The following is a 21499-nucleotide window of genomic DNA, read 5'->3' as shown; positions in this document are numbered from 1 at the left end:
ATTCGTTATCGCAAGATATATAACCCTTACCCAATAAGAATGCCAAAACAATGAGCAAAATAACCATAGACCCGAATATCAGGTATATTGAAGGCACGCAGCGTGTACTGCCTCCTGAGACCACGCTTGAGAATACAACCAGGCTTCTTCCTAAAATAGGTGTGACCCGTATCGCCAATATCACAGATCTTGACCGTGTTGGCATCCCGGTATTCTCTGCCATCAGGCCAAGCGCGGCGGCTGGTGCCATATCCATATACTCAGGAAAAGGGGCAACCGAGACCAATGCAAGGATCTCTGCGATAATGGAGAGTTTTGAGCGCTGCCTTGCAGAGCAGCCCGAGGTCAGCATCAACCTGAGCGGTATTGATTTAAATACGGATAAGGTGGTTGATACCTATGAATCCCTCAGCGAGAACTACCCTGCTCTATACCCTGATGCCCTTCTCCTGCCCCGGCCACTCTCTGAATTAACACGCCTTGAGTGGATCATGGGATATGATATTATGAACGATATTGAGGTATTCGTGCCTTCCAATGCTGTATTCCATCCATATAATCCCGCAAGTGGAGACCAGATCTTCAGGAGCAATACCAACGGCCTTGCATCCGGAAATACGATTGAAGAGGCAGTGCTGCACGGTCTGCTTGAGGTTATAGAACGGGATGCCCTCAGTATTGCCGAGTTCACACGGAATCCTGGCAAGGAAATAATACTCTCAGATAACGACGGCTTAAATTACGAGTTAAAGAGGCGGATGGAAGAGGCAGGAATCGGAGTAAAGCTCTGGCTGCTTGAATCAGATGTGGATATCCCCACAGTCGTTGTGGCGCTTGATGATAATGTTCTAAAAGACCCGGCCCTGCTGGTCATGGGAGCCGGGGCACACCTGCAGCCTGAGATAGCTGTAACAAGGGCGCTTACAGAGGCAGCCCAGAGCCGGGTTGTCCAGATACACGGTGCACGCGAGGATACAGACAGGGAGCGAGTTGTGCGAACCTTCGGCTACGACCATATGAGAAAGTTAAACAGCTACTGGCTTGATGATTCAGTCGATTTAGAGCAAGTACAAATGGATGAACTTGTGGACAGCTCAAGCAATACGCCTGCTGCTAACATCAGCACTGTGATTGAGAAACTTGAGGGTACTGCAGACGGGGCAATAATCGTTGACCTGTCAAGGGGTGTGGATATACCGGTGATAAGGGCAATAATCCCCATGTTTGAACTCTATACGCTTGATCGTGAGAGAAAAGGAGAGCGCATCAAGAAAAAGAAGAGAGTGTCAAGATGAGAATCGTGGTGTACACGGGCACGAGTATAAGCTACAGCGACGCAAAAAAGATTCTGGATGCAGATTACCGCCCCCCGGTGAAGCGTGATGATATCAGAAGGATTATCAGGTCCTCGCCAGATATAATCGGTATTATCGATGGGGTTTTCTTTGACAGCGCGGCGGTAGCACATCGGGAAATAATAGAAGCGCTGAGGAGCGGTATAACAGTGGTAGGCGGAGCAAGTATGGGGGCGCTTCGTGCATCTGAGCTTGAATCCTATGGCATGGTCGGTGCTGGCAGGATATACGAGATGTACAGGAGCGGCATCATAGAATCCGATGATGAGGTCGCAGTAACTTTTAATGCGGAAACGATGGAAGCGCTCTCAGTCCCGCTTGTAAACATCAGACTGACAGTTAAAGCAGCACATGATGCTGGAATTTTGACCGGGGAACAGGCTGCATCTATCATAGGTATAGCCAGAAAAATATTCTACCCTGAAAGAAGTTACCAGAATATAATCACAGGATCGCTCAAAGAGGGGATTATCGAGGATTCAGATAAGGAGAAGCTGCTTGATTTTTTCAAGAGACATGAGGTGGATGTAAAGCGGGAAGATGCTGTTCTGGTGCTTGAAAAGATAAAAGAGATCAGTCGCTGATTTTGAAATATTAGTACTTACGCATTTGTTCTCAAGTTTGGAATGGCTTAAATATCAGAAAAGAGTCTTTGGCTGTACTCTATGACTGCAAAACGACTGCAAAATATTACAGAATCGACAACGCTCAGGATATCAAATCTTGCAAGTGAATTAAAAAGCCAGGGCAAGGACATAATAAGCTTCAGTCTGGGTGAGCCGGATTTTACTACACCCGGGCATATTATCGATGCAGCAAAGGCATCTCTTGACCGGGGCGAGACACATTACACGCCCTCACCCGGAATCCCGGAGCTGCGGCGGGCAATAGCAGAGAAATTAAAGAAAGAGAATAATATCGATGCGCAGGCAGGCAGTATAATAGTCACTCCCGGAGCAAAACAGGCCATATTTGAAGTCATGCTCTCTGTGCTTGATGAGGGTGATGAGGCCATCCTGTTTGATCCGGCATGGGTCTCTTATGAGCCATGCGTGAAACTTGCAGGCGCAAAAGCAGTATGGGCACCAACCGCCCGGGATGATGGCTTTAGACCTGTGGAGCCTGGAGAATATATAACTGAAAAAACCAGACTTATTGTAGTAAACAGCCCATGTAATCCAACAGGCGGTGTATACAGCAAAGAGACATTAAAAGAGATTGCCGATCTTGCTGTTGATAATAATATCATGGTCTTATCTGATGAGATCTATGAGAAGATAATCTATGATAGGGAACACATCAGCATCGGTTCAATGGACGGAATGCAGGGTCTGACAATCACAGTGAATGGCTTCTCAAAGGCATACGCAATGACAGGATGGCGGCTTGGATATGTGAGCGCACCAAAGAAGATATATGAGCAGATGCTCAAACTCCACTCTCACTCGGTAAGCCAGGCTACTTCTTTTGTACAGTATGCAGGTGTGGCGGCTCTCATTGGCGACCAGATCTGTATTGCAGATATGGTCAGAGAATTTAAGACAAGAAGGGATTTGCTCATCAGAGGATTGAATGAACTCGGTATCAGATGTACCAGTCCTGATGGCGCTTTCTATGCTTTTGCAGATGTAAGCGAGTATGGAAATGGAGAAGAGGTAGCTGAACTTCTACTTAACAGGGCATCTGTTGCAGCTACTCCCGGCTCAGCATTCGGCTCTGCCGGAAATGATTTTATAAGAATATCATACGCAACGTCCCAGGAGCGCATCAAGGAAGCCCTGCAGCGCATTGAAGCGATTCTATAGATAAAAATAAAGAAGGGATAAGATTAATCCCTTCCTCTGGCCAGCAACAGCACCATGCCCAGTATACCTGCAACCGGGAATGCTACACTGATCGGGAACTCCGGGACAGAAATTGGTTGGGTAGGTGTTGGAGTCACTGTTGGTGTAGCAGTTGGGGTTACTGTTGGTGTGGCGGTTGGAGTTGCTGTTGGTGTAACAGTTGGGGTTACTGTCGAGACGGGAGTAACTAATGGTAAATGATCTCCTCCATTTAGTATATTTCCTGATGAATTGTATGGAAGCAGCGTATCTCCCAGACCGTCTCCATCTATATCAACACCGGTATAATCAGACCAGTGATTACCTCCAAGATAAGGGCCGCCGATAATGTTTACTCCAGCAGTTTTTGTACTATTCCATGTGTTGAATTCGTATGATGCATCATCATACGCGTTGTTGATGTTGTCAAAGTGGTTGTTGTTGATGATGTTATCATTGGAATTTATAAGAGAGATCCCATATATGGTATTCGAGATTACACTGTTACTATCTAATACATTTTTATGGGAATCTTCGAGGCGGAATCCATAGCCGTTCGAGTTTGCAGTATTGTTAGATAATATATTATCACTAACCCCGGGCCCTGCGCCGTTAGCGAGGAGGATGCCGGTATCTCTGTTCAAACTTGCATTGTTATTGATCAGGGTGTTATCAATTCCACCATGGGTAATGCTGATTCCAATCTTGTTCGAGTTTGCATTATTACCTGTTAATCTGTTGCCATCGGAATCGAGGATTTCGATTCCAGTATAACCGTTCGAGTTTACATTGTTAGCTGTTAGTGTGTTTGCGCTGCTTGCGCCCGAGAGCGAGATTCCAGTATAACGATTCGAATATGCATTGTTACTGATTAATTCATTGTTATTGGAACCTTCGATGCGGAATCCATAGCCGTTCGAGTTTGCATTATTGTTAATTAATAAATTATCACCAACCCTATATGTGCCGACAAGGAGGATCCCGGTATCACTGTTCGAACTTGCATTGTTATTGACTAGGTCGTTCTCAGTGGAATCATGGGTGATGCTGATTCCAATGCTGTTCGAGTTTGCATTATTACCTGTTAATCTGTTGCCATCTGCAGCTACGATGCCAATTCCAATGTTGTTAGAGTATACATTGTTAGCTGTTAATATATTTCCGCGGCTGACACCCAAGCCGATTCCATAGACTGTATTCGAGTTTGCGGTGTTACTGATTAATTCATTGTTCCAGGAATCTCCGATACTGATTCCAATGCTGTTCGAGTTTGCGGTGTTATTGGTTAATATATTACCACTGGAACCTTCTAAGTTGATTCCAATGCCATTCGAGTTTGCGGTATTATTGGCGATGCTTCCACCTGCTACCTGATGGTATAAGATGCCATCATCCCAGTCCGTTACTACCAAATTCTTAACAGTAACATTTGTCAGCACTGTTATTGTTGGATTATAGACATGCACGCCATAAGTCCCAGTTCCATCTCCATCTATCGTATGACCCGCGCCGTCAAAAACAACATCATTTGAGGTGATATTAATGCAGCTTGTAGCATCGCTGTCTATTATGCTCCGGTTGAGCACATACTCACCTGGCGAGGAAATAGTGGTACAGGAGCTTATTTCTGCTGCACCGCTGACGCCTGCCAGCATTAAGATTACAAGATTCACTATCCCTATTCCAAGGGCAGTATGCCCTTCAAAAATCTTAGCCATTATATTCTCCCTCCCTAATACATACATGAAACTGCCCAGATAATCTCTAAGCAAGCCCACTTCCAGTGTCTAGATAAGTTCGAAACTATAAAAGCCTTGCGAAATACGCCGGATGCATAGCGATTTATAGTTTCCCGCATACCATATTATAATGACTTTATAAACCACAGAGTGCGCAGAGGACACAGAGTAAGATCCATAGCACTCTGTGTTTACATCGCATCTTAGACTCGGATGTGGTTCAGCTAATATAAACAACGAACTGGTACGAACTCGATACGAACTCGGGCTGATGAGTTAGTTTAAGTTCGTTTTGAGTTCGTTGTTAGTCGTCTTTTTCTTATGATAAAAGAAGGGATAAGATTAGTCCCTTCTTCTGGCCAGCAACAGCATCATGCCCAGTATACCAATAACCGGGAATACTATGCTGATTGGAAACTCCGGGACAGGAATTGGTGGTGTAGGTGTTGAAGTAGGCGTCGGAGTAGGTGTCGGAGTAGGCGTCGGCGTTGGTACTAGAGTGGGCGTAACCAGTGGTAGAAAATCCCCGCCTATTGCTATGCCGCCCGATGAGTTGTGAGGAATCAGTGTATCTCCTAATCCATCTCCATCCAGATCCTCCCCTGTATAATCAGACCAGAAGTTGCCTCCAAGCCAGGGGCCACCTATGATGTTCGTTCCCGCAGTCTTTGTGATGTTCCAGATATTGATTCCATCATCTCGAGCATTGTTCGGGTTGTTAAAGAAGTTGTTGAAGATGGTGTTGCCACTTGAGTTATCAAGGCGGATACCATTCTCATTTGACTGGACAATATTACCGCTCAGCACGTTGTTGCTGGAAGATAACAGGAATATGCCGATATCGTTAGACGAGGCGTTGTTGTCACTTAAAATGTTATTACTCCCCTCAATACGGATACCTGAGCCCTGGTTATCCAAAGCAGTGTTGTCACTTAATGTGTTACTATCTCCTGTAACAGCTATGCCGAACTCACTATGCCCACCAAATATAATGAATGCAGAGTTGTTACTCAGCGTATTGTTGTTTCCCTCTATACTGATGCCGATTAAAATGTTATCGAAGGCAGTGTTGCCATTCAGTATGTTATTGCTTCCACTTACAGTGATACCGTAGGAAGCCATATCGAAAGAATCAGCACGATTATCACTTAAAATGTTATTATTTCCCACTATGTTGATACCTGCGGTTAGGCTATCCACAGCAGCGTTGCCACTTAACATATTATTATCCCCTGTCACAGCAATTCCGAAACGATTACTCAATGCAGTATTGAATCTCAGCGTATTATTGCTGGACCTGGATAGAGATACGCCATTGTTATTGAACTCTAAGAAGTTGCCGCTCAGTACGTTGCTATCTGAAGAGTTCAGAAATATGCCGTCTTCAGAGTTAAATGGGACATAGTTGTCACTTACAATATTGTTGTTTGAGGAATCCAGATATATGCCGATATCATTGTGTAAGACAGTATTGCCTTCAAGTGTGTTATTGCTGGAAGACCGAAGAATTATTCCGACAGAGTTTCCCGGTGCGGAGTTGTTGGTAATAACATTATTATCTGAAACTACGTCTATTCCCGCATGTGGCAGTTGGGTGTTGATGATTTCAAACCCATCAAGCACGCTCCGTCCCGCGCTCAAGGTTATAGCACTGCCTGTTCTGTTTCCGTCTACAACAGGCCGACCAATACCGCTAAGGTTAAGCTGCTTGTTCACATCCACGTTCTCAACATAAGTACCGCTGAAGACCAGGATAGTATCTCCGTCACTTGAATTGTCTATCGCATCCTGGATCCTCAGGAAATCTGCACCACCACTATCGTCTACTGTTAATGTTGCAGCCCACGCACCACCTGCCAGCAATAGGATTACAAGATTTATAATTCCTATTCTAAATGCAGTACGCTCCTTAAAATTTTTATCCACCATATCTATTCTCACCCCTTATACATACATGGAAGTTGCTCAGACAATACCCAAGCAAGCCCACTTCCGCTATTTACATTAGCTCAAAACTATAAGTAACTTGTGAAATACGTCTATTGCATAGTGTTATCTGTCTGGCCTGAGTAATCTTCGGATAATTGCCGAACTGCTGCACAGCTCACACGGGTCAAACGACTGGATTCTTACTACCTTTGCTCTTATACCGTGTGCTCTTAATTGATTCTCAAGTTCCTTTTCATTGAATAACTGGTTTTTACCAAGCGTTATGATATCAGGTTCTATTTCATAAAGCGGTCCAAGCATATCATGCTCGCTTCCGAGTATTGCCCTATCAACCATACGGAGCGCCCTGACCATAGCAAGCCTCTGTTCTTCAGGTATTACTGGTTTTGGTTTATGCTTTATCATAGATTCGCGCGCCACTATTACATAAAGCTCATCGCCCAGGGCCTTTGATTCTGAGAGATATAGAAGATGCCCCGGGTGCAGTATATCAAAAGTACCGGTTGCAAGGACTCTGACCATAAGCATCAAGATTATTTTTGATCGCTAAAAATGTTTGTAGATCAGACGTATATATTACAGTCTATATCCAGGTACATCACGCATGCCTTTTTATTACCCCATCTCTCTGGAGAATCAACATCGATAGTAACGCTGGGCAGGTTCTTGACTGCGTTAACAAGGTACTTGTTCATCTCAAGATTGCATGAGGGAAGGCATATGATATGGTCACTCACCTGCTTGCATTCCAGCAGCAATTCATAAAACGGGTCGATTACCTGCCATGCGTAATCTATCTCGCTGCCCATGAACTCGCAGAACTCGTCGTAATCGCTTCTCTGGAATGCATAGCTCAAAGCATCTTTTTCAAGCAGCGCTGTAAAGCACTGTATATATATATCCTGGAATGATTTTGGTTTGAAAGGAAGGTTGAATGCATCACAGCATACTACCTCAAGCCCCTGTTTCTTTGCCTGTTTGCATAAACTCATATTGATATCTATTCCGACGAACAGTTCCCATTCCTTCCCCCCGGTCTCGTATAGTGTTGAGTGCCCTCCACAACTGATCTCCAGGATTGATTTTTGTTTTATCATGTTATCCTATCGTTTTATTGACCGGCATGCTTATCAATTTTTAGATGTACCAGAACAATTTCAAAAACCTTATAAATATATCCAGCAAATCTCCCCTGTGATCAAATATGGTCGTTAAAATAGGATTTGTAAAACTTGGAAACCTGGGAACCTCACTGGTAATAGATCTATTACTTGATGAGATTGCGGCTAGAGAGGGAATTGCAGTACGCGTATTCGGAACAGGGGCAAAGATGGGTAAGGATGATGCTGCTGATACGGCATCCTTTATGAGCTGGAAGCCTGATTTTGTGATCATTACAAGCCCCAACGCATCTGCACCCGGTCCAACAGGGGCACGGGAGATCTGGAGGGATATTCCCACGATAATTGTCTCAGACGGTCCGACAAAGAAAGATGACAGGGAGAAACTGGAACAGGCAGGCTTTGGTTATATAATACTGCCGGTTGATCCGTTAATCGGTGCAAAAAGAGAATTCCTTGATCCGGTTGAGATGGCATCATTCAACAGCGATGCACTCAAGGTACTGTCTGTATGCGGTGCAATCAGGCTTGTCCAGGCAGAACTCGACACTGTCGTTGATCAGGTTGCAGTAGGTGCAGAAAGACCGCTGACCCTTCCACATATTCTCGCAAAACCTGAGAGATGTGTTGAAAGCGCCGGATTCTCAAACCCATATGCAAAGGCCAAAGCCCTTGCTGCACTTCACATAGCTACTAAAGTCGCAGACATCGATTTCCAGGCATGCTTTGTATTAAAAGAGTTAGAGCAGATTGCAGTTGCCGCAGCCGCAGGGCACGAGGCTATGCGCACTGCCGCCAGGCTTGCTGATGAGGCTCGAGAAATAGAGAAATCAAACGACTCTGTTTTAAGAAAACCACATGCAAAGGACGGAAGACTGTTATCCAAGACAAAACTACTGGAGAAACCCCAGTAATATTGATAATTTAAGGAAGTGAAAAACACTTCCTTTCTGCTCTTTATACCGGATCTAAGTACAGGGCACTTTAAAGATTGTAATACAGATTGTATAATTAATATTTTATAATTTTACATGATGACATATCTTCCACTGCTGTTGAAAAAGGGATTCATACCTTGATCTGTTCTGGTGAAAAACCTTTCTGAATAAGAACATCCTTCATCCGGTTCTTATGATTGCCCTGAAGTTCGATAATATTATCTTTTATCGTCCCACCGCATGCGAACTTAGATTTTAGATATGTCGTCAACTCTTGCAGGTTGATCTCACTGGGGTTAAGGCCTTCTATCACCGTAACTTCTTTCTTATATTTTCGCGTATCTACCTTGACAACTATTCTCTGCTGTTCTTTTGCCACTTCTTCACATATGCAAAGCTCTCTTGGCAATCCACAGACAGTGCACATTTCTGAACTCATTTTTTGGATTAATACCTCCATTCTTATATTACGTAAGAGTGTTATATAACTTCTTGATGCTTCTTGTATAAATATAATGGTATGGGAATTGCAAAAATGCAGAGCTTGAAAGAATAATATCCAGTCAGATTTTGCAATGATATTTATATTGAAGAAACCCTCATATGTTAATATTAACATATCAATTATACTTTTTCCTGTTTATATAATCTTCTATATGAGGAAAAGGATACCTGGAGACAATATGACATTATACGGAAAATTAATTGGAGATAAAGTAATTGCCGGCAAGCAGGCGATTGAGGAACTATATGAAACAAGCTTTTACGGACGTCCCAGAGGCGATGCTCTTGAGCTTTCTCTAGCTGAGAGTGCTTACCTTTTCTATATGGGAAAGATAATAGTAGAGTTCGAAGGAAATGAACTTGATTTTAAACAATTCTTCCTGAGAGCTTCATCCATAATAAAAAATTTTGAGCTATCATATATAGTCTATAAAGATCTAAGAGAACGTGGATATTATGTCCAGCCTTCTGTTACTGGTTTCAGGGTATATCCTCGAGGAGGGCATCCAGGTAAAACGCCTGCTGAATTTTTTGTGCTTGTAACTTCAGAGAGAATACCACTACCGCTCTCTGATCTTAAGGCCCAGCTTGATACTGTTGAGAATCTAAGGAAGCGTTTAATCCTGGCTATAGTGGATGAGGAAAGTGATATTACTTTCTACGAGGCTAAAAGAACAGTTCTATCTGGCTCTTTCAAATTAGAACTGGATAGGCCATTGTCTGTAGCAAGTCTGCTTGAGGACAGGGTAATGGTCTGGGATCCTGATGTATCATATTTGCTTCATAACAATGGTTTTTTTGGCAGACCAATGGATGAAGGGCATCTGCAGCTATCGCTTGTCGAATCGTGCTATCTTTTGAACAGGGGAATTCTGGAAATCGAACAAAGGAACCATGAACGTCTGGATCTTACTATGTTCTTAAGAATAGCATCTAAAATAGAGTCTGACTTCATGATAAAATATAAGACTTATGAGAAGCTGCGAGATGGCGGGCTTGTTCCTAAGACTGGATTCAAATTCGGGACACATTTCAGGGTTTACAAGGATATCAAAGATATATCCCATTTACCCCATTCAGATTATCTTATCCATGCTATATCGCATGATCATATATTTTCGCTGCAGCAGGTCTCACGTGCAGTACGGCTTGCCAATAGTGTAAGAAAGGAAATGATTTATGCAATCGCCGATGCTCAGGTTGATTTTTTTATTATAGGAAGGATGCGACTGTGATGATAACCTGAGATCTTGAAGTCGGGATTGTGAGTATCATCGGAACAGCCAGCATTATTACCCACGTTCTTTAATCTACTTCTTCCTTTCTTTTACGCTTGACCACTCTCTCAAGTCTCTTGGCCCACATATCCTCTACCTGCGTGTATTCGCAATCAAGATAATGTGCAACCGCCTTAGCAAGGGCATCCTTGGTGCTGCTCTCTCCTGTCTTTTGTTTCAGTGCTTCGATATCTTCAATCGTGAGAACCGTTTGTGCATGCATTATTTTTGCCATTTTTGTCTCCTTGTGAATAAAGTAGTCCACAACATAAGTAAGCCGCCAAAACTTCTAACCCTGCTGAAGTTTACACGTTATAGTGTGGGGGATAAAACTTTTGACTAACTATTTACTTATATTACAGCCCGCTTTCTATGATGATGATGACACTATTTAAGCATTGCGAAGAAAAGATTTTCTTTTATCTACCTATATATTTCAACAGGCATTGGCTTTTTTGTGTATTTTAACTTCATTTTATAGAATATAAATGATCCTTAATTAATAAAATTCCAGAATAGAAAAGTTTATTAGAGGAATATCATATTAATAGAATGAGGAACCAAAAAAGTAAAATTTTGTTGGATAGGATAGGAATACAGGTTCCTCAATGCTTCTAAAGCAGCTAAATACTTAAAGAAGTTTTCCAAGATTATACCCAAATTGTTACCAAATTTAACCCAAGGAAGTATCCTGTATGTATCTTGAGTTCTCCCGTCCTGTTGATTGTCTGTGCGATTTCACCTATGATTTTTACTGGCAGCATATGGGCAGCAGGCTTGTCCCTTCCAGTGTTATTCCTCACCAGATAGATACCTCTTATACATATTCTGATCTTGTTGAATGTTTAAAGCGTGGAGAGGATGTGCATATTAAAGGGAATGCTGGCCGCAGGCTGGGCAGCAGTCTTGGCGTTGACTTGAAGTTCTTTGGCGGGAGGGGCGAACCTCAGGAGGTGGGCTCCATAATCATTGATGGAGATATTGATACCCGCATGGGTATAAGTATGGTCTCAGGTGCGATCTATGTTAAAGGGACTGTAAGGTGGCCTGCGGGCAATATCATAGAGGTTGAATCAGATCTGGCAGGTTATCATAAGTACCGATCGATTACTGGAATACTGCGGGAAGGATTTAAAGAAGCCCCTGTTCCGCCCAATATCATGACCGGTGGTTGTCTTTTGTTAAAGGATGGACTAATCCGGGACACAGTTGCTGCAAGGCTTGATTCTGATATTGGAGTTACTGTGGAAGGAGATGCGGGCATGAGCACCGGTATATTGATGAGGCGTGGAACTGTTCATGTGCATGGTGATGCCGGGATGAACAGCGGTGTGCTTCTCAGGGGAGGGATGCTTGTTGTTGGTGATACGGAAGAGTTCGCAGGAGCATATATGAGGGGCGGGACCCTTATCATCGCAGGTAAGGCTAAAGGTTATGCTGGCGCAAACATGAGAGGAGGAGCGATACTTTATAAGGGGAATGCAATAGCTAAACCTGTCTCTCTGGATGGCAGCGACATCAGGATGCTTGTTAAGCTCCTGGGCATAAGCCAGAGCGAAGCCATGATGTTTAAGAAATATAGCAGTTCAAAAGACCTTACATCTGTTTAAATCTGCCAGGTAAAACAGCATCATCTTGATTCTAACCATTTATCTACGATATCCTCCAGCCTGGTATCGATCTCCTGAAGACGGTATCTAACTTTTACAACGGGCTTGTTGAGCTTTAATAAGCTGCCAAGGTCTACTGGCGTACCTGCGATTACAGTATCGCATTCAGCAGCGTTTATGGTCATCTCCAGTTCTTTCATTTGAATTGGACCGTAGCCCATAGCAGGAAGCACAGTACCAAGATGGGGAAATTCCTCATAGGTGTTAGAGATTGATCCGACCGCATGTGCTCTTGGATCTATCACTTCTTTTGCCCCGTATTCTCTTGCAGCTATAAACCCGGCACCGAAGGCCATACCTCCATGCGTAAGGGTAGGGCCGTCCTCCACAACTAAAACACGTTTTCCTCTTATCAACTCAGGTTCATCCGGGGTTATCACAGACATGGCTTTTATGATCATTGCTCTATTATTTATGGATTTGATATTGTTGATCACCAGTTCTACATCCTCCTCTCTGGCAGAATTCACCTTGTTTACAATAACCACATCCGCAAGACGTATATTTACATCTCCTGGATAATAGGTCAGTTCATGTCCTGGTCTGAGTGGATCAGCAACTACAATATGCAGATCGGGCCAATAGAAAGGAAGATCGTTGTTACCCCCATCCCAGATTATAATATCAGCCTCTTTCTCTGCCATGCTTAATATTTTTTTATGGTTAATGCCGCTATAAACAACAGTCCCACAGCAGATATATGGTTCGTACTCTTCTCTCTCTTCGATAGTGCACTCATTAAGAATACAGTCCTCCATAGATGCGAATCTCTGGCATTCCTGCTTTAATAGGTCCCCGTACGGCATGGGATGCCGCACCACCACCACTCTGAGTCCTTTTTCTTTTAATAGATCCACCAGTTTCTGCGAGGTAGGGCTCTTGCCTGCACCGGTTCTGACAGCACATACTGAGATCACCGGCTTATTTGACCTGAGCATGGTGCTTTTAGTTCCCATTAATCTGAAATCAGCACCTGCGGCTAAAACCAGTGAGGCTTTCTGCATAACCGCTTCATGGGAGAGGTCTGAATAAGCCAGAACGACCTGTTCTATATCCTGCTCTTTTATTAGCCCGGGTAATTCCTCTTCCTGATAGATAGGTATATCCCTCTCATATAGAGAACCTGCCAGTTCCACGGGGTAAACCCGCCCTGCGATTCCCGGGATCTGTGCGGCTGTAAAGGCCACTACCTCATAATCTTCATTATCCTTGAAAAAAACATTAAAGTTATGGAAATCACGCCCGGCTGCGCCCATGATTATGACTTTTGTCCTCATTAACTAACCTCGCTGCTATATTGGTTAATCTTAACTAATCATCCAGATGTGAGATTATAAACATTACTATTCTGAAGAACTCAAGAGTAACCAGATGTTCTTATGTCAGGTTTTAATATTCTCCGGGTCAATGGTTCGATATGAGATCCATAGTTTTACTTTCATCCGGTCTTGATTCTACTGTTGCGTTCAAGGAAGCATACGATAAATGCGATGAGGTGCTGTGCCTGACTTTTGATTACGGCCAGAGAGCCAGGAAAAAGGAGATAGAGTTCGCAAAAGCCATCTGTGAGCGATTCAGGGTAAAGCATATCATTATCGACCTTCCCTGGTACAGGTCATTTCGCGGTGCACTCACAGGTAAAGAAGAGCTGCCTGAGATATCAGGCTCTGATCTTGATGATAAAGAGATTACCCGGAGAACCGCCAGACAGGTCTGGGTGCCTGCTCGCAATGTGGTTTTTCTCGGGGTTGCAGCCGCTTTTGCGGAGAATTATGGGTGTGATCTGGTAACTACAGGATTCGATGCCGAGGAAGCTGCAACTTTCCCTGATAACACGCCTGAGTTCGTAGAGAGCTTTAACGAGATGCTGAAATTCGGTACACTTACGCATGTTTCAGTTTATACACCTCTTATTTCCCTGGATAAGGCCGGGATAGTCAAAAGGGGCCTTGAGATAGATGCACCTCTTGATTGGTCATGGTCATGTTATGAGGGCAATGAAAGACCCTGCATGGTATGCGAATCATGTCTTAGGCGAAAGAGAGCTTTTGATATTGCAGGTGCAGAGGACCCATTGCTTAAGAGATTAAGAAACTAATCAAATAAGAAAAGACCTGAGCCGGGTTCAGAGTGTTGATATTCATGTGAAGATAACCTGAACTTTTTTTTATCTTTATACTCATCATTACCATGCGAAAACTTTATTAATAACATGATAATAATGAAGGTTCATATTTTAAAAAAACGCTGATAAGAGCGGACGATGCTCTTATCCCGGAGAAAAAAGGACCCCGGATATTCGTAAATCCTGCGGGTATAGGTGGTGAAAAATAGGCGATGAAAAAAAAAGTCCCGCTGCAATTTCAGGAAGAGGATGATCTGCCAGAGCAACGGATCTACAGGAGGATCCGGCCTGCCGGGATGCATGCTCTCAAGCACAGCCTGCCGGGGATATCAGAAAACGAGATAAACGGCAAAAAGATCAGCATCGGGATTATTAACCATAGATTGAATTATCTTACTCTGGGAAGTACTATCGCTATAACAAAAAAATATGTTGATAGAGTATATGTAATACTCGATCACAAAGACGAATCTATATCTGAACTGGCTACATCAATAGGGGCCGAAGTCATCGATCTATCTGATAATGGCCATATACCCATACTGGATAATATATTGAGAACAGAAAAAGATGCCAGGATGCTTATTACCCTGCATGGTGACGGCACACATGATCCGAACAATATCCCGCAACTTATTGGTCCTATAACAAGAGGTGAGTTCGATGCAGTGGTATGCCATTCACCTACTGAAAATAATTCGCATAACAATAATATTTTATTTTTAACAAAAGGAGAATTATCTACAAGAAAATCCAATAGTAATTACCCTGGATTTGCTGCATATTCAGTTAAGTGTCTGGACACGCTTAAGCCCTCAAACAATGTAGGGGATATTACAAAGCAGATACTCACATATGCAAAGAATACAAACCTGAGAATCAAAAATCTGCATTTTAGTAAAGATCAGGATCTCAGGCTGCTGGACCTGTATAGAACAGGCGTGGTGGTTCCGGCATACAATGAGGAACTCCTTATCGAGGAAACCATCAAAGGCATCCCGGAATACGTTAAAAGGATATATCTCATTGATGACTGCAGTACTGACAGGACGCCAGATATCATTAAGCATATGACCGACCCGAGGGTCGTATCTGTACGGCATGAGAAGAACCTGGGTGTGGGTGGAGCCATTATTACAGGCTACAAACTTGCTCTTGAAGAGGATATGGACATTGTGGCGGTCATGGCAGGGGACAACCAGATGGACCCGGAGCAGCTCCCGCGTCTACTGATGCCGATCATCAAAGGCAGGGCTGACTATACCAAGGGCAACAGGCTTATCAGCAGGAATTTCCGCAGCGGGATGAGCAAATGGAGGTTCCTTGGCAATGCCATGCTTACAATGATCACAAAGATAGGCAGCGGGTACTGGCATATCACTGACCCGCAGAACGGGTACACGGCGATATCAAGACAGGCGCTTGAGGTACTGAACCTGGATTCCATATACACGTATTACGGATACTGCAATGATATACTGGTAAAGCTGAACACCTTTGGGATGAGGGTGGAGGATGTGGTGATGCCTGCGCGCTACGGCAGGGAGAAGTCCAAGATCAAGTATGGAAGGTATATCATGAAGGTAGCGCCAATGATCTTCAGAGGGTTCCTGTGGCGGTTGAAGACAAAGTACATGGTGCTGGATTTCCACCCGCTGGTGTTCTTCTACCTGGCGAGCATGGCGCTTGTGCCGGCAGGAGTTCTGTTCAGCATGTGGATATTATCCCAGAAATTGTATCAAATCCCTGTATCCCCCAACTTCCCGCTGCTTGCTGTTTTCATAACGCTCATGGGCGCTCAGCTACTTCTGTTTGCGATGCTCTTTGATATGCAGGCTGATAAGAGCAGAAGCGGGACGGTGTGACTGCTGATGATCTGCTTTTGTCCTGGAGAACAGGTATGCCAGGAGGAGCGTTATGATGGTAAATCCAATGATCTCGGAGATGAAAACATAGGAGAAATCAGGGGTATAAGAGTTCCTGATCGTAACAAGGAAATAATCAATCCAGTCATCAGAAGCTGCGCCCCGCGGAAAACTCCATCCAAGCAGGGGCCAGAGAAAGGTCACAGGCTGCGCCCACATGTGGTCTTCGAGCAGGTGGAGCAAAGATGCGCCGGATACAAGGAGCATGCGCGCATCCCTGCTGCGCCTGTGGAGATAAAGACCCACAAGAGCAAGAAAGAGGATGAATATCAGCGTATGGGCGATGAGGCGGCCGCTGGCAAGGGAATTAGCAAAGAGCACCCTTCCGAGTAGCTTGTCGATGATGTCGGGCAGTACGGCCCCAAGTGCCACGAACCAGTAATTGATCCTGCCCCGGATGCCGGGCACAAGGTAACCGAGGATAAAGAAGAGCCCGAGTGTGATACCGAGGTGGCCGAAAAGGAACATGACATACTTATAGGCTTCAGGACTTCAAAAATGCTCTCCATGTTCACCCTCACAAAATTCCGCGCCCTCTGCGGTGCAGTCGCGCAGCACTACCCCACCCTGACACTGGCAGAGTACTTCCAAGCAAAAGCGCTGCCTGAGAGGTTCGCAATGATGCGCCATGATATAGACAGAAGGGCGGGGAGCGCGCTCTTTACGGCGAGGGTGGAGCGGGAGTTGGGGATAAGACAGTATGTATAAGTTTCTATAAAATATATAATCATATAAACAGGTGATTCAAATGGCATCAGAAATAAAGAACACAGTCTGGATAAGATTGATAATGCAAATAATAGATACTGAAAAATTGATTATTAAGGAAGGTATATTATAAACATTATGAACATAGATGCTGAAGTCAGGGATATTAAAAAATACGTAATTGAGATCTCAAGAAAGATGGACGAGCTCCTTTATGACAGAGAAATTACCGCTATCATGAAGCTTTCCGAAACATCATTATATAAATTTTTTGAGGATGAACCCATTCTCTATAAAATAGAGGATTTGAAGGTCCGATATAAATGAAAGGTAAGATTGTCCTTGTGCCTTTTCCATTTACTGATCTAACAGCCGTAAAGCTCAGGCCAGCCCTGGTAATCTATGAAGGCAGGGAAGATGTAATACTGGCATTCATATCTTCAAAAATCCAATCTGATCTTTCTGAAGTGGATGTTCTGGTCACGAAGAATCATAAGGGTTTTAGAAGGGCAGGATTGAAAGTAGATTCAATAATAAAACTTGATAAAATTGCGACTGTATTGAAAGACCTTATTGTGGGCGAGCTTGGGGAACTTGATGAAGAACTCAAAAATGATGTGAATCAAAAACTAAAAAAGATAATGGAGATTTAAAGAAGACATAATATGCCCTTCGATTTCACCCTCACAAAATTCCGCGCCCTCTGCTCTGCAATAGCGCAGCACTACCCCACCCTGACACTGGCAGAGTACTTCGGAGGATTGGAGCTGCCCGACAGGTTCGCCATGATGCGCCATGATATAGACAGGAGGGCAGGGAGCGCGCTGGGTACGGCGAGGGTGGAGCAGGAATTGGGCGTAAAAGCAATTGAAAGTGAAGGATAATGTAAAGGCAGCTATAAAATATGGTAGGTGATTAAAAGATGGCGATTAATAGAGAAGAAATTAATGTATTAATGAGAATGAACATTTACCATTCTAAAGAGGATATTATAACGGACGCAATTAGAGCATTACTTGAGTCTAAACCATCACTAAAAGTGGAGATTGCTGTTGGTCTTTATAAATACGGGGAAGTAAGCCTTTGGAAGGCAGCAGACATAGCTGGAATGACTCTTGAGGAATTTAAGGAGATTCTCTCCAACAGAGGTATTAGAATCGAGACAGGGGGATCAAGGGAAGAGAGCAAGAAGAGGATATCTAAGGCAGTGGGAGACTGAATGTCTATTATCTTAGACTGCGATATAGCGAGCACTTTTGCCAAGATAGACAGAATAGCTCTCCTTAAAAAGATATTTCCAAAATCTGATATTTGTATAACCAGTTCTGTTTACATTGAGCTTCTGCGCGCCAGGAGGATTGGTTTCTCATTTCCTGATAAAATTTTTGAGTTAGACATTTTAAGAGATATCGAAGTAAAAGATAATACAATTATAAAAGGAAAAGAGGAGATATTAGAGATTTTTGATGCAGAGGATAAGTGAAGAGAACATATTGAGATGTCTCATGTCCCTCGATTTCACCCTCTCAAAATTCCGCGCCCTCTGCTCTGCAATAGCGCAGCACTATCCCACCCTGACGCTGGCAGAGTACTTCGAAGATGCGGAGCTGCCCGACAGGTTCGCCATGATGCGCCATGATATAGACAGGAGGGCGGGAAGCGCGCTGGGTACTGCGAGGGTGGAGCGGGATCTTTGAGGTAGTCAGAAATAGGTGATACATTGAAGGACAACATTTATTTCAAGGTCAAAACTCCATTATATAAAGAAATCAGAATTACAAAAGAATACTGGGATTTTGTGAAAACTGTAAAGCATCCAAATATGGAGGGTAAAGAAAAGGAAATAATCAAAACCCTAAAAGATCCAGAATTTATTAGAAAAAGCAACAAGGATGAAAGAGTTTACCTTTATTACAAGAGTACAGGCAACCGCTATATTTGTGTTGCTTGCAAGCATTTAAATGGGGAGGGATTTATTATAACAACATATATAACAGATCGATTAAAAGAAGGTGAAGAAATATGGAGAAAAAGCTATTAGTAATCCACAATAAAGAAATGGAGACCCTGGATATCTGGTTTGATGATCCCAGGAAAGAAGTTGTTTGCGAAGAAGTGGGGGAAGGTATTATTCTAAAGAAAGATAAGAAAAACAAGGTCATTGGATTAGAGGTACTTTACTATTCTAAAGAGGATGTTCCACTTGAATTCAAAGCACTCTCGTCAGAAGCGACGAGCTGCGCATAAATGAGATTTAAAGAAGACATAATATGCCCCTCGATTTCACCCTCACAAAATTCCGCGCCCTCTGCTCTGCAATAGCGCAGCACTACCCCACCCTGACGCTGGCGGAATACTTCGAAGGTGCGGAACTGCCCGATAGGTTCGCCATGATGCGCCACGATATAGACAGGAGGGCGGGAAGCGCGCTGGGTACGGCGATGGTGGAGCAGGAGTTCGGGATAAGGGCGACGTATTATTTCAGGATGAACGGTATTGTGTTCCAACCTGAGATAATGCGGGAGATAGAGGGCATGGAGCATGAGGTGGGGTATCATTATGAGGTGCTTGGGAAGGCTAAGGGGGACGAAACCGGGAGAATCCATTCGGGGATGGAATGGCAAGGGAGAGAATAAGACGGGTTATGGCAATGTTGGGAATATCTAGAGGTGGTGGAGAGATTAGGCGGCCATGAATACTGTTGAAGTAATCAATCTGGGGGAATCTGAAACTACTGAATTTAAGACCTCACTTGCTGATTGGAGGGATATTGTTGAGACGATCTCTGCATTCTCGAACAAAAATGGCGGATTAATTTTTATTGGTGTGGGAGATAATTGTGAGATCATTGGAGTTGATTGTGGGAAAAGAACAATTGAAAATCTGGCAAATCAGATTAAGCAGAATACGGATCCTGTTATCTGTCCTTCTGTTCGGATTGAGAAGGTTCATGAAAAGCCGGTTATTGTTGTGGATGTTGAAGAGACTATGCAAAAACCAGTTCTTGCTTTTGGTAGGGCGTTTATGCGGGTCGGAAAGTCGAATCAGACACTTGGACACGAAAGGATAAAGAATCTTGCTCTTGGGGCATCGAAGGTTTATTGGGACGAGAAGGTTTGCGAAGATGCGAATCTTGATGATATTGATGAAGTGAAAGTGAAATGGTTTTTGGATGAAAGAAATAGAAACAGAAATGTGGCTAAACCGAAAGATATGGCTTTTGAGGAACTGCTCATTAATATTGGTGCGATAAAATCATCTAATGGTTATATGAAACCTACAAATGCAGGAATATTGCTTTTTGGTAAAAATCCGCAGAGATTTTTTATTAATTCTGGATTACGGATTGTTAAATTTAAGGGCACTGATGTAACACAGCCTGTGATTGATAGAATCGATTGTAGGGGGACGCTCGGAGAAATTGTGAATATGGCAGAGGAATTTATAAGGAGAAATATCAGGTTGCTGAGTAAGAGGGTTCCTACAAGTTTTCAAAGGGAAGATAAATTTGAATATCCTATAGATGCATTGAGAGAAGCGCTGATCAATGCATTGATCCACAGAAATTATGATGAACCGGCGGATGTTAGGGCGTTTTTGTTCGATACATATGCAGAGATTATAAATCCAGGTACATTTCCCAAAGGGGTGACGCCAAAAAATCCAGTACACAAGCCTGTAAATCCAATTCTCTGTTCTCTTATGTATGATATGGGTTTTATTGAGAAATACGGTTCAGGCATTAAGTTGATGAGCAGGTTATGTGGAGACTGGGGGAATAAGGAGCCATATTACGACCTGCATCCATTGGAAACAAAAATTATCTTTGAATCTCAGATTAATGAAACGACTTATGTTGAGGCTGCTGATATCTCAGATAGGCTAAATGAAAGGCAGAAAAAAGCATTATACTTTGCACAGAAAAAAGGGCTCATAACACGAAAGGAGTATATGGATCTCAATTCCGTTTCCAATAAAACGGCGTATATTGAGTTAAAAGATATGGCAGAAAATGGATTCGTTACAATAATGGGAAAAGGAAGAGGAGTAAAATACGTTATCAAAAGTAACGATTAGGGTAACGATTAGGTAACGATTAAGCAGTTATTTTGCGGTAATTCCAGATAAATTTCGGATACAAAACAATAAACTAAAGCTTGATTGCGGGCATCCGGCACGGATATTCCATAACTCCGATTGCGTGAGTTCGTTTCAGTTCGTGGGAGTTCGGTGTTAATTATCCATCCTCCACCACAGATTTATTAAAATGTAATTATAAATATACCGGCGCCTCTGCGATCCCCGAACACCCCCAGAGCTCCAAAAAGCCATCATGTGAATTTTACATCACCGAAAGAATTAAA

General features: G+C 43.3%; 27 protein-coding genes. 19 read left to right on the top strand and 8 right to left on the bottom strand.

Annotation, left to right across the window (positions count from 1 at the left end; genetic code table 11):
• Positions 1 to 50: 50 nt before the first annotated feature.
• The 3 genes from ANME2D_RS07895 to ANME2D_RS07885 all read left to right on the top strand — a co-directional run bounded on the left by ANME2D_RS07895 (position 51) and on the right by ANME2D_RS07885 (position 3160).
• Complete coding sequence (locus ANME2D_RS07895) at positions 51 to 1295, top strand: YcaO-related McrA-glycine thioamidation protein (RefSeq protein WP_048090321.1); 1245 nt, start codon at positions 51 to 53, stop codon at positions 1293 to 1295.
• Entirely contained in the window at positions 1292 to 1939 is a 648-nt protein-coding gene (locus tag ANME2D_RS07890) for a TfuA-related McrA-glycine thioamidation protein (protein WP_048090319.1), read from the top strand. The genes ANME2D_RS07895 and ANME2D_RS07890 overlap by 4 nt, the downstream gene beginning before the upstream one ends.
• 81 nt (positions 1940 to 2020) lie before the next feature.
• A complete protein-coding gene (locus ANME2D_RS07885; protein ID WP_048090317.1) occupies positions 2021 to 3160 on the top strand; it encodes a pyridoxal phosphate-dependent aminotransferase in 1140 nt (379 codons plus the stop codon).
• Positions 3161 to 3183: 23 nt separating this feature from the next.
• Here ANME2D_RS07885 and ANME2D_RS07880 read toward each other — a convergent pair whose 3' ends face one another.
• The 4 genes from ANME2D_RS07880 to ANME2D_RS07865 form a co-directional block, all read right to left on the bottom strand.
• A complete protein-coding gene (locus ANME2D_RS07880; RefSeq protein WP_157834018.1) occupies positions 3184 to 4896 on the bottom strand; it encodes a NosD domain-containing protein in 1713 nt (570 codons plus the stop codon).
• A 363-nt stretch (positions 4897 to 5259) separates the two neighbouring features.
• Positions 5260 to 6846 (bottom strand): right-handed parallel beta-helix repeat-containing protein, encoded by a 1587-nt coding sequence (locus ANME2D_RS07875; RefSeq protein ID WP_048090313.1) that lies wholly within the window; start codon positions 6844 to 6846, stop codon positions 5260 to 5262.
• Between the two features lie 123 nt (positions 6847 to 6969).
• The gene (locus tag ANME2D_RS07870; protein ID WP_241763338.1) at positions 6970 to 7395 is read right to left on the bottom strand and encodes an FAD synthase; all 426 of its coding nucleotides are present in this window, start codon (positions 7393 to 7395) and stop codon (positions 6970 to 6972) included.
• A 35-nt stretch (positions 7396 to 7430) separates the two neighbouring features.
• On the bottom strand, positions 7431 to 7964 hold the full coding sequence (locus ANME2D_RS07865) for a class I SAM-dependent methyltransferase (protein WP_048090311.1): 534 nt from the start codon (positions 7962 to 7964) through the stop codon (positions 7431 to 7433).
• 107 nt (positions 7965 to 8071) lie between these two features.
• Here ANME2D_RS07865 and ANME2D_RS07860 point away from each other — a divergent pair, with 107 nt between their 5' ends.
• Positions 8072 to 8902, top strand: coding sequence for a F420-dependent methylenetetrahydromethanopterin dehydrogenase (locus ANME2D_RS07860; RefSeq protein ID WP_048090310.1), 831 nt, complete (start codon positions 8072 to 8074; stop codon positions 8900 to 8902).
• Positions 8903 to 9056: 154 nt separating this feature from the next.
• On the opposite strand, the gene yciH is transcribed toward ANME2D_RS07860, so the two are convergent.
• Positions 9057 to 9365 (bottom strand): stress response translation initiation inhibitor YciH, encoded by a 309-nt coding sequence (gene yciH, locus ANME2D_RS07855; protein WP_048090308.1) that lies wholly within the window; start codon positions 9363 to 9365, stop codon positions 9057 to 9059.
• Positions 9366 to 9609: 244 nt separating this feature from the next.
• On the opposite strand from yciH, the gene endA reads away from it, so the two are divergent.
• Entirely contained in the window at positions 9610 to 10665 is a 1056-nt protein-coding gene (endA, locus tag ANME2D_RS07850; protein WP_048090594.1) for a tRNA-intron lyase, read from the top strand.
• Positions 10666 to 10735: 70 nt separating this feature from the next.
• Here endA and ANME2D_RS07845 read toward each other — a convergent pair whose 3' ends face one another.
• Positions 10736 to 10942, bottom strand: coding sequence for a DUF5371 family protein (locus tag ANME2D_RS07845; protein ID WP_048090306.1), 207 nt, complete (start codon positions 10940 to 10942; stop codon positions 10736 to 10738).
• Between the two features lie 460 nt (positions 10943 to 11402).
• On the opposite strand from ANME2D_RS07845, the gene ANME2D_RS07840 reads away from it, so the two are divergent.
• The gene (locus ANME2D_RS07840) at positions 11403 to 12317 is read left to right on the top strand and encodes a hypothetical protein (RefSeq protein WP_048090304.1); all 915 of its coding nucleotides are present in this window, start codon (positions 11403 to 11405) and stop codon (positions 12315 to 12317) included.
• A gap of 20 nt (positions 12318 to 12337) precedes the next feature.
• Here ANME2D_RS07840 and ANME2D_RS07835 read toward each other — a convergent pair whose 3' ends face one another.
• Positions 12338 to 13654, bottom strand: a complete 1317-nt coding sequence (locus ANME2D_RS07835; protein ID WP_048090301.1) for a cyclic 2,3-diphosphoglycerate synthase — start codon at positions 13652 to 13654, stop codon at positions 12338 to 12340.
• Between the two features lie 140 nt (positions 13655 to 13794).
• Between ANME2D_RS07835 and queC the strand changes: the two genes are divergently transcribed.
• Positions 13795 to 14475 carry a 7-cyano-7-deazaguanine synthase QueC gene (gene queC / locus ANME2D_RS07830; RefSeq protein WP_048090299.1) on the top strand — a complete coding sequence of 227 codons (681 nt, stop codon included), beginning with the start codon at positions 13795 to 13797 and terminating at the stop codon, positions 14473 to 14475.
• Between the two features lie 239 nt (positions 14476 to 14714).
• A complete protein-coding gene (locus tag ANME2D_RS07825) occupies positions 14715 to 16367 on the top strand; it encodes a glycosyltransferase family 2 protein (protein ID WP_198527372.1) in 1653 nt (550 codons plus the stop codon).
• Here ANME2D_RS07825 and ANME2D_RS07820 read toward each other — a convergent pair.
• On the bottom strand, positions 16305 to 16895 hold the full coding sequence (locus ANME2D_RS07820; protein ID WP_048090297.1) for a metal-dependent hydrolase: 591 nt from the start codon (positions 16893 to 16895) through the stop codon (positions 16305 to 16307). The genes ANME2D_RS07825 and ANME2D_RS07820 overlap by 63 nt on opposite strands.
• Between ANME2D_RS07820 and ANME2D_RS07815 the strand changes: the two genes are divergently transcribed.
• The 11 genes from ANME2D_RS07815 (at position 16878) to ANME2D_RS07765 (ending at position 21212) form a co-directional block, all read left to right on the top strand.
• A complete protein-coding gene (locus tag ANME2D_RS07815; protein ID WP_157834017.1) occupies positions 16878 to 17135 on the top strand; it encodes a hypothetical protein in 258 nt (85 codons plus the stop codon). The genes ANME2D_RS07820 and ANME2D_RS07815 overlap by 18 nt on opposite strands.
• A 138-nt stretch (positions 17136 to 17273) precedes the next feature.
• A complete protein-coding gene (locus tag ANME2D_RS07810) occupies positions 17274 to 17462 on the top strand; it encodes a hypothetical protein (RefSeq protein WP_048090294.1) in 189 nt (62 codons plus the stop codon).
• On the top strand, positions 17459 to 17788 hold the full coding sequence (locus ANME2D_RS07805) for a type II toxin-antitoxin system PemK/MazF family toxin (protein WP_048090291.1): 330 nt from the start codon (positions 17459 to 17461) through the stop codon (positions 17786 to 17788). Before ANME2D_RS07810 ends, ANME2D_RS07805 begins: the two co-directional genes overlap by 4 nt.
• A gap of 12 nt (positions 17789 to 17800) precedes the next feature.
• Positions 17801 to 18019, top strand: coding sequence for a hypothetical protein (locus tag ANME2D_RS07800; RefSeq protein WP_048090289.1), 219 nt, complete (start codon positions 17801 to 17803; stop codon positions 18017 to 18019).
• Between the two features lie 38 nt (positions 18020 to 18057).
• Positions 18058 to 18354: a UPF0175 family protein gene (locus ANME2D_RS07795; protein ID WP_048090287.1), complete on the top strand. Its 297-nt coding sequence runs from the start codon at positions 18058 to 18060 to the stop codon at positions 18352 to 18354.
• Positions 18355 to 18618, top strand: coding sequence for a hypothetical protein (locus ANME2D_RS07790; RefSeq protein ID WP_048090285.1), 264 nt, complete (start codon positions 18355 to 18357; stop codon positions 18616 to 18618).
• Positions 18619 to 18628: 10 nt separating this feature from the next.
• Positions 18629 to 18832: a hypothetical protein gene (locus ANME2D_RS07785; RefSeq protein ID WP_157834016.1), complete on the top strand. Its 204-nt coding sequence runs from the start codon at positions 18629 to 18631 to the stop codon at positions 18830 to 18832.
• A gap of 23 nt (positions 18833 to 18855) precedes the next feature.
• Positions 18856 to 19176, top strand: a complete 321-nt coding sequence (locus tag ANME2D_RS07780) for a hypothetical protein (protein WP_052368671.1) — start codon at positions 18856 to 18858, stop codon at positions 19174 to 19176.
• Entirely contained in the window at positions 19158 to 19382 is a 225-nt protein-coding gene (locus ANME2D_RS07775) for a DUF2283 domain-containing protein (RefSeq protein WP_048090279.1), read from the top strand. The genes ANME2D_RS07780 and ANME2D_RS07775 overlap by 19 nt, the downstream gene beginning before the upstream one ends.
• Positions 19383 to 19405: 23 nt before the next feature.
• Entirely contained in the window at positions 19406 to 19771 is a 366-nt protein-coding gene (locus ANME2D_RS07770; protein WP_052368670.1) for a hypothetical protein, read from the top strand.
• A gap of 55 nt (positions 19772 to 19826) precedes the next feature.
• Entirely contained in the window at positions 19827 to 21212 is a 1386-nt protein-coding gene (locus ANME2D_RS07765; protein ID WP_048090276.1) for an RNA-binding domain-containing protein, read from the top strand.
• Positions 21213 to 21499: the final 287 nt, after the last annotated feature.

This window comes from Candidatus Methanoperedens nitratireducens (assembly GCF_000685155.1).
Classification (GTDB): domain Archaea; phylum Halobacteriota; class Methanosarcinia; order Methanosarcinales; family Methanoperedenaceae; genus Methanoperedens; species Methanoperedens nitratireducens.
Note: the sequence above shows the minus strand (reverse complement) of the source record. Positions and strands in the feature narration are given on the sequence as shown.